The sequence below is a fragment of the Aeromonas sp. ASNIH8 genome (assembly GCF_002919855.1).
GTDB classification, from domain to species: domain Bacteria; phylum Pseudomonadota; class Gammaproteobacteria; order Enterobacterales; family Aeromonadaceae; genus Aeromonas; species Aeromonas caviae.
On the sequence record NZ_PQLN01000047.1, the window covers coordinates 25218 to 37148 of the forward strand.

Sequence of the window (11931 nt, forward strand, 5' to 3'; positions counted from 1 at the left end):
CCGACGTGGCGGTTATCGGGGCAATACGCAGGAGGAGATGATGCCCGGTGCCGTGTTGATGGCATCAATGGGCATTCAACTCATCGAGAGGCAGTGAAAAACTCCCCACGAAGACATCGATGAAGTAGCGCATGGCGGGGTTCATCCTGGCGTCCAGCATCTGCTCGAGGCGCTTTCGCGCGGGCTCGAACTCCCGGTTGCCGACGCTCAGCTCCTCCAGACACTTGGTGTAGGCGCAGAGGGTGTCTGCATCCTTCACCAGGCTGGTGAGGGCCTCGTCCTGGGCGCCGGAGTCGAGCAGGGGGCGAAAGTCCTCTACCAGCTCAGGCGGCAACATGCCCAGCAGGCGCTGCTCGGCGGCAAGCTCAATCTTCTTGTATTCGCGGGCGATTTCGGGATTGAAGTACTTGACCGGGGTGGGCAGATCCCCGGTCAGCACCTCGCTGCTGTCGTGGTAGAGGGCCATGACGGCGGCCCGGTCTGCATCCACCTGAGCGCCGAACAGGCGATTGCTGATAAGACCGAGGGCGTGGGCCACCATGGCGACCTGCAGGCTGTGCTCGGCGATGTTTTCGGGCTGGATGTTGCGCATCAGGGGCCAGCGGTAGATGAGGCGCATACGGGCGAGGTTGGCAAAAAAATGGCTGGGCAGCATGGAAGACCTCGAATGGGGCAATGAAAAAGGGCAGACCCTAGTCTGCCCTTTTTTCCACCCGCAAGGATAGCCTGAGATGGGCCCTCAGCGGATGTAGCGACCCGATTCGGCCTCGTGGTTGGTCACTATCATCTGGCCGATGGGGGCCAGGCTGATGAGGGCCAGCTTGAGGTGCTGGATGCCGAACGGGATGCCGACGATGGTGACGAAACAGGCCAGCGCCGAGGCAATGTGGCCGATGGCCAGCCAGACCCCGATGAGCACAAACCAGAGAATGTTGCCAATCAGCCCCAGGGCGCCGGTGCCGATGTCGCTCTGGCCCGTCATGCTCTTGCGGCTCACCGCCTGCTTGCCAAACGGGAAGAAGGTGAAGGTGCCGATGACGAAGCAGGCGCGTCCCCAGGGGATCCCGATGAGGGAGACGAAGCAGAGCAGCCCCGCCAGCCACCAGGCCAGCCCCATGAAGACGCCTCCCAGCACGAACCAGAACAGATTGAACAAGAAGCGGAAAAAGGACATGTGGGTGACTCCAGCAGCACGTGAATTGGCTGTCACCATAGCGAGGCCGGCCGGGGGACGCAATGGCACAGGCGAGAAGGTGGACAATTTGGGTCGCAGCACGCCATTTTTGTGCCCGATTGGCGGCGGATGGCGATCAAAATGGCCCGTTTACCGTGAAAAAGAGTGAGCCAGTGCAAATTATTGCGGATGGAATGCTTGAACTCGGTGCAAGGCTTCCCCATATAGGAGAAAGTCTTGCGCAAATTGTGCTGTCTGTGCCCCGGATGGGGGATGTGCGGCTCGACGCGACCACTGCACGCCGCTATAATGTCGCGTCATATTTTCTCATCACAAAGACAGTCGTTGTCTTTATAAACAGGAAGACTCCGGGCTTGCCCGGGGGCAATAAAGGGTCAGCACGCAGTGCTGAGTTGAACGAGGTAAAAGAATGCAAGTTTCTGTAGAGACAACCCAGGGTCTGGAACGCCGTCTTACCATCACTGTACCGGCCGCTACCGTTGACGCCGCCGTGCGCAAAGAATTGAATGGCCTGGCCAAAACCCGTCGCATCGACGGTTTCCGTCCTGGCAAGGCTCCGGTTGCCATCATCAAGAAGATGTTCGGTGCCATGGCTCACGCCCGCGTTGCCGATGAAATGATGCAGAACAACTTCATCAAGGCCATCATCGAGAACAAACTGAGCCCGGCTGGCGCCCCGACCATGGATCCGAAAGAAATCAAAGAAGGTCAGGATTTCGAGTTCACCGCCACTTTCGAAGTGTATCCGGAGTTCGAAGTTGCCGGTCTGGAGAGCATCAAGGTCGAGAAGCCGGTTGCCACCGTTAAGGACAGCGACCTGGAAAACATGATCGACACCCTGCGCAAGCAGCACGCCACCTGGACTGAAGCCGCTGTGGCTGCCGCCAACGGCATGCGTGTGACCATGGACTTCGTCGGTTCCATCGACGGTGAAGAGTTCGACGGTGGCAAGGCTGAAGGCTTCACCCTGGAACTGGGCGCTGGCCGCATGATCCCGGGCTTCGAAGACGCCATCCTGGGCAAGAAAGCGGGCGACGAGTTCACCATCGAGGTGACTTTCCCGGCTGACTACCACGCCGAAGCCCTGAAGGGCAAGGCTGCCAAGTTTGCCTCCAAGCTGCACAAGGTTGAAGAGCAAGTGCTGCCCGAGCTGACCGAAGAGTTCGTCAAGCGTTTCGGCATCGAGAGCGGCAGCGTTGAAGAGCTGAAGGCTGAAGTGCGCAAGAACATGGAGCGCGAACTGGCCCAGGCCCTGAAAAACAGCGTGAAAGAGCAGGTACTGAACGGCCTGGTTGAAGCCAACCAGATCGATCTGCCGAAGGCTGCTGTTGCCCAGGAAATCGACACCCTGCGTCAGCAGGCTCTGCAGCGCTTCGGTGGCTTCCAGGGCGGCAACGCCCCCGAGCTGCCGGCCGAGCTGTTCCAGGCCCAGGCCGAGCGCCGTGTCCGCGTTGGTCTGCTGCTGGGTGACGTCATCCGCACCAACGAGATCAAGGCTGACGACGCCCGTGTGACCAGCATCATCGAGTCCATGGCCACTGCCTACGAAGATCCGAAAGAAGTGATCGAGTACTATCAGCAGAACGAGCAGATGCTGAACGGCGTGCGCAACCTGGCCATTGAAGATCAAGCCATCGATCTGATCCTGTCCAAGGCGCAAGTCACCGAGAAAGAAGTTGCCTTCGACGAAGTGATCAACAAGTCCGGTGCCGCTGCCTAAGAACATTTGACTTAAGGTCAAAACTGTTAAGTATAATGGCTCGTGTGATCTCCACTCGGGCCATTTTATTTTAGGGACAATGCCTTATGTACAAGAACTATAACGATGTGACTGAATCCCCACGCAATGCGCTCATCCCGATGGTGGTAGAGCAAACCGCGAAAGGGGAGCGTTCCTACGACATCTATTCCCGTCTGCTGAAAGAGCGGGTGATCTTCCTGACCGGTCAGGTCGAGGATCACATGGCGAACCTGGTGGTGGCCCAACTGCTGTTCCTGGAGTCCGAGAACCCGGATCAGGACATCAGCATCTACATCAACTCGCCGGGTGGCGCCGTCACTGCGGGTATGTCCATCTATGACACCATGCAGTTCATCAAGCCGGACGTGAGCACCGTCTGCATGGGGCAGGCCTGCTCCATGGGGGCCTTCTTGCTGGCCGGTGGCGCCAAGGGCAAGCGTTTCTGCCTGCCCAATGCCCGAGTGATGATCCACCAGCCGCTGGGCGGCTTCCAGGGGCAGGCTTCTGACATCCAGATCCATGCCCAGGAGATCCTGAAAATCAAGAATACCCTGAACGATCGTCTGGCGTTCCATACCGGTCAGGACATGGCCACCATCGAGCGCGACACCGACCGTGACAACTTCATGTCCGCCGAGCAGGCCGTTGCCTATGGTCTGGTTGACGGCATCCTGAGCCAGCGCGGCTGAGCAGGGTACCCCGTCCTGTTGTAAACTCAGCAGGACGATCCATCCTCTATTGATAAAACGAGGTCGCTGAATGACAGAGAAACGCAAGGGTGAGGGCGACAAGCTGCTGTATTGCTCTTTCTGCGGCAAAAGCCAGCATGAAGTGCGCAAGCTGATCGCTGGCCCTTCCGTCTACGTATGTGATGAGTGTGTCGAGCTGTGCAACGACATCATCCGCGAAGAGATCCGCGAGATCTCTCCCAAGCGCGATGGTAGCGAGCTGCCGACCCCTCATGAGATCCGCGCCCATCTGGACGACTACGTGATCGGTCAGGAGTACGCCAAGAAGGTGCTGGCAGTGGCTGTCTACAACCACTACAAGCGTCTTCGCAGCGGCAGCGAGTCCGGTGGCGTGGAGCTGGGCAAATCCAACATCCTGCTGATTGGCCCCACCGGCAGCGGCAAGACTCTGCTGGCCGAGACCCTGGCTCGTCTGCTGGATGTGCCCTTCACCATGGCCGATGCTACCACCCTGACCGAAGCCGGTTATGTGGGCGAGGACGTGGAGAACATCATCCAGAAGTTGCTGCAAAAGTGCGACTACGACGTGGAGAAGGCCCAGCGTGGCATCGTCTACATCGACGAGATCGACAAGATCTCCCGCAAGTCGGACAACCCCTCCATCACCCGCGACGTCTCCGGGGAAGGGGTGCAGCAGGCACTGCTGAAACTGATCGAAGGCACCATCGCCTCCGTGCCGCCCCAGGGCGGTCGCAAGCACCCGCAGCAGGAGTTTTTGCAGGTCGACACCTCCAAGATCCTCTTCATCTGTGGTGGTGCTTTCGCGGGGCTGGACAAGGTGATCGAGCAGCGCTCCGTCAAGGGCACCGGCATCGGTTTTGGCGCCGAGGTGAAATCCAAGAATGCCAAGGCAACCCTGAGCGAGAACTTTGCCAAGGTGGAGCCGGAAGATCTCATCAAGTACGGTCTCATCCCCGAGTTCATCGGCCGTCTGCCGGTGGTCGCGACCCTGACCGAGCTTGACGAGGCTGCCCTCATCCAGATCCTGAAAGAGCCGAAAAACGCGCTGACCAAGCAGTATGCCGCGCTGTTCGCCCTGGAAGAGGTGGAGCTGGAGTTTCGTGACGACGCGCTCAATGCCATTGCCCGCAAGGCCATGGAGCGCAAAACCGGTGCCCGGGGTCTGCGTTCCATTGTCGAGGCCGTACTGCTCGACACCATGTATGACCTGCCCTCCCTGAAAGGGGTCAGCAAGGTGGTGATCGACGAGACGGTGATCAAGGGAGACTCCGCGCCCCTGATGATCTACGACAATCCCGAGACTCAGGCCGCAGCCTCAGAGTAACTGTCTGATTTTTAATCACATAAAGGGGCTTTTTGCCCCTTTCATGCTTTTTACGGCCAAGGCGATTGAATCTCATCTTTGCGCCCCCATATACTCAGCCAAGCCTTTGCCAACGGTATAACAAGCCGAGAGGACATATATGAACCTAGAGCGTTCAGAACGCATCGAGATTCCCGTCCTGCCTCTTCGTGACGTGGTGGTCTATCCCCACATGGTCATTCCACTCTTTGTGGGGCGGGAAAAATCCATTCGCTGTCTGGAAGCGGCCATGGAGCAGGACAAGAAAGTCCTGCTGGTGGCCCAGAAGGATGCGTCGACTGACGAACCGACGGTGGAGGAAATTTTCTCCGTCGGGACAGTGGCCAATATTCTGCAGATGCTCAAGCTGCCGGACGGCACCGTCAAGGTGCTGGTGGAGGGGGGCCAGCGTGCCCGCCTTGAGCGGATGATCGACGATCGCGACTTCTTTGTCGGGGAGGCCCAGTACATCGCGTCCGCCCCCATCGAGGAGAAGGATCAGGACGTGCTGGTGCGCTCTGCCATCGGCCAGTTCGAAGGTTACATCAAGCTCAACAAGAAGATCCCGCCCGAGGTACTCACCTCGATTTCGGCGATTGACGATGCGGCGCGCCTGGCCGATACCATGGCTGCCCACATGCCGCTCAAGCTCGAAGACAAGCAGAAGGTGCTGGAAATCGCCTCCGTGTCCGAGCGCATCGAGTTTCTGATGGCCATGATGGAGTCGGAGATCGACCTGTTGCAGGTCGAGAAACGCATCCGCTCTCGGGTCAAGAAGCAGATGGAGAAGAGCCAGCGGGAGTATTACCTCAACGAGCAGATGAAGGCCATCCAGAAAGAGCTGGGTGAGCTGGAAGACAGCCCGGATGAATTCGAAGCCCTCAATCGCAAGATTGAAGAGGCCGGGATGCCGGAGGATGCCCGCGAGAAGGCCCAGGCCGAGCTCGCCAAGCTCAAGATGATGTCCCCCATGTCGGCGGAAGCCACCGTGGTGCGCAGCTATGTGGACTGGATGGTGCAGGTGCCCTGGAAGGCCCGCTCCAAGGTCAAGAAAGACCTAGGCAAGGCCCAGGAGGTGCTGGATGCGGATCACTATGGCCTGGACAAGGTCAAGGATCGCATCCTCGAATACCTGGCAGTGCAGGCGCGTGTGAACAAGCTTAAGGGCCCCATCCTCTGCCTGGTCGGGCCTCCCGGGGTGGGCAAGACTTCCCTGGGCCAGTCCATCGCTAAGGCCACCGGCCGCAAGTATGTGCGCATGGCCCTGGGTGGGGTGCGTGACGAGGCGGAGATCCGTGGTCACCGCCGTACCTACATCGGCTCCATGCCCGGCAAGCTCATCCAGAAGATGGCGAAAGTCGGCGTGAAGAACCCGCTGTTCCTGCTCGACGAAATCGACAAGATGAGCTCGGACATGCGTGGCGATCCCGCTTCCGCCCTGCTGGAGGTGCTGGATCCCGAGCAGAACAGCAGCTTCAACGATCACTATCTGGAAGTGGATTATGACCTGTCGGACGTGATGTTCGTGGCCACCTCCAACTCCATGAACATACCGGGTCCGCTGCTGGACCGGATGGAAGTGATCCGTCTGTCCGGTTACACCGAGGACGAGAAGCTCAACATTGCCAAGCAGCACCTGGTGGCCAAGCAGATCCAGCGCAACGGCCTGAAGCCATCCGAGATCACCATTGAGGATTCGGCGCTGATCGGGGTGATTCGCTACTACACCCGCGAGGCGGGTGTGCGCAGCCTGGAGCGTGAAATCTCCAAAATCTGTCGCAAGGCAGTCAAACGCATCCTGCTGGACAAGAGCATCAAGCATGTTCAGGTCAACCAGGAGAACCTCAAGGAGTTCCTGGGGGTACAGCGCTTTGACTATGGCAAGGCCACCGACCAGAACCAGATTGGTCAGGTGTGCGGGCTGGCGTGGACCGAAGTGGGGGGCGATCTGCTCACCATCGAGACCACCAACATGCCGGGCAAGGGCAAGCTCACTTACACCGGTTCCCTCGGTGACGTGATGCAGGAGTCCATCCAGGCGGCCATGACGGTGGTGCGGGCCCGTGCCGAGAAGCTGCGTATCAACGGCGACTTCTACGAGAAGCGCGACATCCACGTGCACGTGCCGGAAGGGGCGACCCCGAAAGACGGCCCGAGCGCCGGTATCGCCATGTGTACCGCCCTGGTCTCCAGCCTCACCGGCAACCCGGTGCGTGCCGACGTGGCCATGACGGGTGAAATCACCCTGCGTGGCGAGGTGCTGCCCATCGGTGGTCTCAAGGAGAAACTGCTGGCGGCCCACCGTGGTGGCATCAAGCGTGTGCTGATCCCGAAAGAGAACGAACGTGACCTCGAGGAGATCCCGGCCAACGTCAAACAAGATCTTGAAATCTATCCGGTTCGCTGGATTGATGAGGTGCTTGCACTGGCGTTGCAGGACAATCCGCAAGGTTTCGAACGCGTTTCTGTCGTGTAAATGTTGATGCGCCGCAAATTTGGCGCATTCGGGGGGTGGTTAAGGCTTGCATGCACCGGACAACGGAAGTAGCCTTGACCACCGATCGGGTACTCATGATGAGTCGCAATGCGTGATGTGGCGCGGGTTTGCGCCAGATTGTCACTTGCAACTGATCAGGAGGCTTGTTATAAAACCTCCACTTGTTGTGGCCAGGGAAATCAGCGCCGCAGCGATGTTCGATAAAAGGGGAATATAAGAGTGAATAAATCTCAACTGATTGACAAGATTGCAGACGGTGCTGATATCTCCAAAGCTGCCGCTGGCCGTGCGCTGGATGCCTTCATCGATGCCGTGGGCGAAGCCCTGAAAGAGGGTGACCAGGTTGCTCTGGTTGGTTTCGGTACTTTCGCCGTTCGCGAGCGTGCAGCCCGTTCCGGCCGCAACCCGCAAACTGGTGCGACCATCGAAATCGCTGCCGGTAAAGTTCCTGCCTTCAAAGCCGGCAAGGCCCTGAAAGACGCGGTCAACTAAGCCGGTCGCTGATATCTATCGGCACCGTCCTTGGTCTCTGACCAGACAAGTGAGAGGGCTCTCCCTCATACTGCTTGACCAAGGCGCATCGCAATCGGTGCGCCTTTTCATTATTTACGCCCATCGAGTTCGGGAGCATAAGTACAAACATGATGTTGGATAAACTACGCGAAGGGGCGCAGGGCAAGGTAGCCAAGGTTATCTTGGGCCTGATCATCCTCTCCTTTGCCTTGGCCGGGGTAGGCAGCTACCTCAATGGCCCGGCACGTACCGCCCCCGCCACCGTCAACGGCAATGACATCAGTGCCCCCGCACTGGAGAATGCCTACCGCAATGAGCGGGCCCGTATGGAATCCCAAATGGGTGAGGCCTTCAACCAGCTGGCCGCCAATCCCGATTACATGAAACAGTTCCGCCGTGGCGTGCTGGACCGTCTGATCGATCAGGCGCTGATCGATGACAAGGCCCGCTCCCTGGGTCTGCGCGTCAGCGATGAGCAGATCAAGCAGGCCATCGTCGCCATGCCCGAGTTTGCCGAGAACGGCAAGTTCAGCAATGACCGCTACCTGCAGCTCATTCGCCGTGCCGGCATGACCCCCGAGATGTTCCGCGACTCCCTGCGCCAGGACATGGTGCGCCAGCAATTGATGGGCGCCGTGCTGGGATCGGAGTTCGCCCTCAAGGGTGAAGCCGAGCAACTGGATCGTCTCTACAACCAGACCCGTGACCTGCGCCTGATCCGTCTGGCCGCTTCCGCCTATGTGGACGGGATCGAGGTGAGCGATGCCGAGGTGGAGCAGTTCTACAAGGCCAACAGCGCTCGCTTCATGAACGACGAGACGGTCAAGGTCGACTATCTGCTGCTCGATGCCGCGAACCTTGGCAAGAACATCAAGGTCACCGAGCAGGATGCCCAGGATTACTACGACCAGCATCAGGATCTGTTCCAGCGTCCCGAGCGCCGTCAGGTGGCGCACATCCTGATCCCGTTTGGCAAGGATGAAAAGGCCGCCGAGCAGAAAGCCGAGGCCGTGCTGGCCAAGGCCAAGGCAGGTGACGATTTCGCCGCGCTGGCCAAGGCCGACTCCTCCGATACCTTCTCTGCGAAGAAGGGCGGGGAGCTCGACTGGTTCGAGAAAGGGGTGATGGATCCTGCCTTCGAGAAAGCCGCGTTCGCGCTGGCCAAGGCTGGCGATCTCTCCGCCGTGGTGAAGAGCCCGTTCGGCTTCCACATCATCAAGCTGCTGGGAGTCGAGCCTGCCAAGACCAAGCCCTTCGTGGACGTGATGAGCGATACCATCGCCCGTCTGCAATCTGAGAAGGCCAAGGAGCAGTTCTTCGCCGAGCAGCAGAAGATGGCCGACAGCAGCTTCGAGAACCCGGACTCCCTGGACTTGACCGCCGAAGCTATGGGTCTCCAGGTGCAGTCCACCGGCTATTTCAGCCAGGCCGATGCGCCGGCACCGCTCAATGATCCCAAGGTGCTCTCCGTGGCATTCTCCGAACAGCTGCGCGATGACAACACCAACTCCGACGTGATCGAGCTGGCTGACGGCAAGGCGCTGGTGCTGCACATCATGGGTCACCAGCCGAAGGCGGCCAAGCCGCTTGCCGAGGTGAAAGAGCAGGTGATCACCGCCATCAAGCACGACAAGGCCAGTGAAGTGGCCCGTGGCAAGGCCCAGGGTCTGCTGGACAAGCTCAAGGCCGGTGAGAACGTTCAGGCCGACCTGACCGCGCTGGGTCTGAAAGTGGATACCCATACCGGCGTATCCCGTTTCGCCCAGGAGATGGATCAGAACCTGGTGACCCAGGCGTTCCGCATGCCCCATCCGACCGATGGCAAGCCGAGCGTCGAGCTGGTGACCGAAGCCAACGGTGATCGTGTGGTGGTGGCGCTGGACAAGGTCAACGTCATCAAGGAGCCGTCCCAGATGGTGAGCCTGCTGCAAGGTCAGCTGGGTCAGGGCAAGGCACAGGCCGACTACAAGTCGCTGATCGACGAGCTGCGCAAGGCGGCCAAGATCGAATACTTCACCGACGTGGAAGCCACTGTCGAGTAAGTCAGCCTCACGGCCCCAAGTGTGAAAACGGCTCCATGATGGAGCCGTTTTTTTATCTGCACGCGGCACAAGGGAGAGCTGCTGCCCGCTCGCAGGGGGGATACGTCGTCCTAGTTTGCATCCCGCTCGGCGTTGCCAGCAGGCATAAAAAAACCGGCGCACGAGGCGCCGGTTCTGATCACTTTGCTTGAAGGCGGGGGATTACACCACACCCTGGGTGCGCAGGTAATCCTCGTAGGTGCCGCCGAAGTCGCGGATGCCGTCTTCGGTCAGCTCCAGGATGCGGGTCGCCAGGGAGGAGACGAACTCGCGGTCGTGGGAGACGAAGATCAGGGTGCCCTTGTACATCTCCAGCGCCAGGTTCAAGGATTCGATGGATTCCATGTCCAGGTGGTTGGTCGGTTCATCCATGATCAGGATGTTGGGGCGCTGCATCATCAGCTTGCCGAACAGCATCCGGCCCTGTTCACCACCGGAGAGCACCTTGACCGGCTTCTTGATGTCGTCCTGGGAGAAGAGCAGACGACCCAGCACGGAGCGCACCGCCTGCTCGTCTTCGTTCTCCTGCTTCCACTGGGCCATCCAGTCGAACACATTGAGATCGGTGTCGAAGTCTTCGGCGTGATCCTGGGCGTAGTAGCCGATCTGGGCGTTCTCGGACCACTTGATGGTGCCGGTATCCGGTGCCAGGGCACCGACCAGCGTCTTGATCAGGGTGGACTTACCGATCCCGTTGGTACCCAGGATGGCGACCTTCTCGCCCACTTCCAGCATCATGTTGAGCCCCTTGAACAGGGGACCGTCGCCATAACCCTTGGAGACGCCTTCGATCTCCAGGATGTTGCGGTAGAGCTTCTTGTCCTGCTCGAAGCGGATGAAGGGGTTCTGACGGCTGGATACCTTCACTTCCTCAATCTTGATCTTGTCGATCTGCTTGAGGCGGGAGGTAGCCTGGCTGGACTTGGAGGCGTTGGCGCTGAAGCGGGAGACGAAGGATTGCAGATCGGCGATCTGGGCCTTCTTCTTGGCGTTGTCGGCCAGCAGGCGCTCGCGGGCCTGGGTGGCAGCCAGCATGTACTCGTCGTAGTTGCCCGGGTAGACCCGCAGCTCGCCGTAGTCCAGATCCGCCATGTGGGTGCAGACGGAGTTCAGGAAGTGACGGTCGTGAGAGATGATGATCATGGTGCTTTCACGATCGTTGAGCACCTGCTCCAGCCAGCGAATGGTGTTGATGTCCAGGTTGTTGGTCGGTTCGTCCAGCAACAGGATGTCGGGGTTGGAGAAGAGCGCCTGCGCCAGCAGTACCCGCAGTTTCCAGCCCGGGGCCACTTCGCTCATCGGGCCGTTGTGCTGCTCGATGGGAATACCGGCACCCAGCAGCAGCTCGCCTGCGCGGGATTCGGCGGTGTAGCCATCATATTCGGCGACCAGGCCTTCCAGCTCGGCGGCCTTCATGTAGTCGTCGTCGGTGGCCTCCAGGTTGGCGTAGATGGCATCGCGTTCAGCGATGGCGGCCCACAGCTCGGTGTGGCCCATCATGACCACGTCCAGTACGCGCATCTCTTCGTAGGCGAACTGATCCTGGCGCAGCTTACCGATGCGCTCGTTGACATCCAGGCTCACATTGCCGCCGGTGGGTTCGAGATCGCCACCGAGGATCTTCATGAAGGTGGACTTGCCACAGCCGTTGGCACCGATGAGGCCGTAGCGGTTGCCGCCGCCAAACTTGACGCTGATGTTCTCAAACAGCGGCTTGGCGCCGAACTGCATGGTGATGTTGTTGCTTGAAAGCACTGGAATGTCCCGGTTGGTCTGTCAAATGGCGCGCATTATGGCACAGATCCCCCGAAAGTTTTAGCAGGAACTGTGATCTGGCTCCATTGCGGGGGGG

9 protein-coding genes are annotated in these 11931 nt (G+C 59.4%); 6 read left to right on the forward strand and 3 right to left on the reverse strand.

Annotation, left to right across the window (positions count from 1 at the left end):
* Positions 1-64 precede the first annotated feature (64 nt).
* Together yfbR and C3418_RS13345 are read right to left on the reverse strand one after the other, a co-directional pair.
* A complete protein-coding gene (gene yfbR / locus C3418_RS13340; RefSeq protein WP_010674569.1) occupies positions 65-655 on the reverse strand; it encodes a 5'-deoxynucleotidase in 591 nt (196 codons plus the stop codon).
* An 84-nt stretch (positions 656-739) separates the two neighbouring features.
* Positions 740-1174 carry a YccF domain-containing protein gene (locus C3418_RS13345; RefSeq protein WP_010674570.1) on the reverse strand — a complete coding sequence of 145 codons (435 nt, stop codon included), beginning with the start codon at positions 1172-1174 and terminating at the stop codon, positions 740-742.
* Between the two features lie 430 nt (positions 1175-1604).
* On the opposite strand from C3418_RS13345, the gene tig reads away from it, so the two are divergent.
* The 6 genes from tig (at position 1605) to ppiD (ending at position 10040) form a co-directional block, all read left to right on the forward strand.
* Positions 1605-2915, forward strand: a complete 1311-nt coding sequence (gene tig, locus C3418_RS13355) for a trigger factor (RefSeq protein WP_010674572.1) — start codon at positions 1605-1607, stop codon at positions 2913-2915.
* 86 nt (positions 2916-3001) lie between these two features.
* The gene (clpP, locus tag C3418_RS13360; RefSeq protein ID WP_005324106.1) at positions 3002-3625 is read left to right on the forward strand and encodes an ATP-dependent Clp endopeptidase proteolytic subunit ClpP; all 624 of its coding nucleotides are present in this window, start codon (positions 3002-3004) and stop codon (positions 3623-3625) included.
* 70 nt (positions 3626-3695) lie between these two features.
* Positions 3696-4970, forward strand: a complete 1275-nt coding sequence (gene clpX, locus C3418_RS13365) for an ATP-dependent protease ATP-binding subunit ClpX (RefSeq protein ID WP_010674573.1) — start codon at positions 3696-3698, stop codon at positions 4968-4970.
* A 139-nt stretch (positions 4971-5109) separates the two neighbouring features.
* Positions 5110-7464 (forward strand): endopeptidase La, encoded by a 2355-nt coding sequence (lon, locus tag C3418_RS13370; RefSeq protein WP_010674574.1) that lies wholly within the window; start codon positions 5110-5112, stop codon positions 7462-7464.
* A 240-nt stretch (positions 7465-7704) separates the two neighbouring features.
* Positions 7705-7977 (forward strand): nucleoid-associated protein HU-beta, encoded by a 273-nt coding sequence (hupB, locus tag C3418_RS13375; RefSeq protein ID WP_005315375.1) that lies wholly within the window; start codon positions 7705-7707, stop codon positions 7975-7977.
* 149 nt (positions 7978-8126) lie between these two features.
* A complete protein-coding gene (gene ppiD / locus C3418_RS13380; RefSeq protein ID WP_042016078.1) occupies positions 8127-10040 on the forward strand; it encodes a peptidylprolyl isomerase in 1914 nt (637 codons plus the stop codon).
* A 201-nt stretch (positions 10041-10241) separates the two neighbouring features.
* On the opposite strand, the gene C3418_RS13385 is transcribed toward ppiD, so the two are convergent.
* Positions 10242-11834: an ABC-F family ATPase gene (locus C3418_RS13385; RefSeq protein ID WP_010674576.1), complete on the reverse strand. Its 1593-nt coding sequence runs from the start codon at positions 11832-11834 to the stop codon at positions 10242-10244.
* Positions 11835-11931 lie beyond the last annotated feature (97 nt).

Bases quoted from the DNA above. Each gene is read 5' to 3' on its own strand.
- yfbR (WP_010674569.1), bottom strand. From the start codon at position 655: ATGCTGCCCAGCCATTTTTTTGCCAACCTCGCCCGTATGCGCCTCATC.
- C3418_RS13345 (WP_010674570.1), bottom strand. From the start codon at position 1,174: ATGTCCTTTTTCCGCTTCTTGTTCAATCTGTTCTGGTTCGTGCTGGGA.
- tig (WP_010674572.1), top strand. From the start codon at position 1,605: ATGCAAGTTTCTGTAGAGACAACCCAGGGTCTGGAACGCCGTCTTACC.
- clpP (WP_005324106.1), top strand. From the start codon at position 3,002: ATGTACAAGAACTATAACGATGTGACTGAATCCCCACGCAATGCGCTC.
- clpX (WP_010674573.1), top strand. From the start codon at position 3,696: ATGACAGAGAAACGCAAGGGTGAGGGCGACAAGCTGCTGTATTGCTCT.
- lon (WP_010674574.1), top strand. From the start codon at position 5,110: ATGAACCTAGAGCGTTCAGAACGCATCGAGATTCCCGTCCTGCCTCTT.
- ppiD (WP_042016078.1), top strand. From the start codon at position 8,127: ATGATGTTGGATAAACTACGCGAAGGGGCGCAGGGCAAGGTAGCCAAG.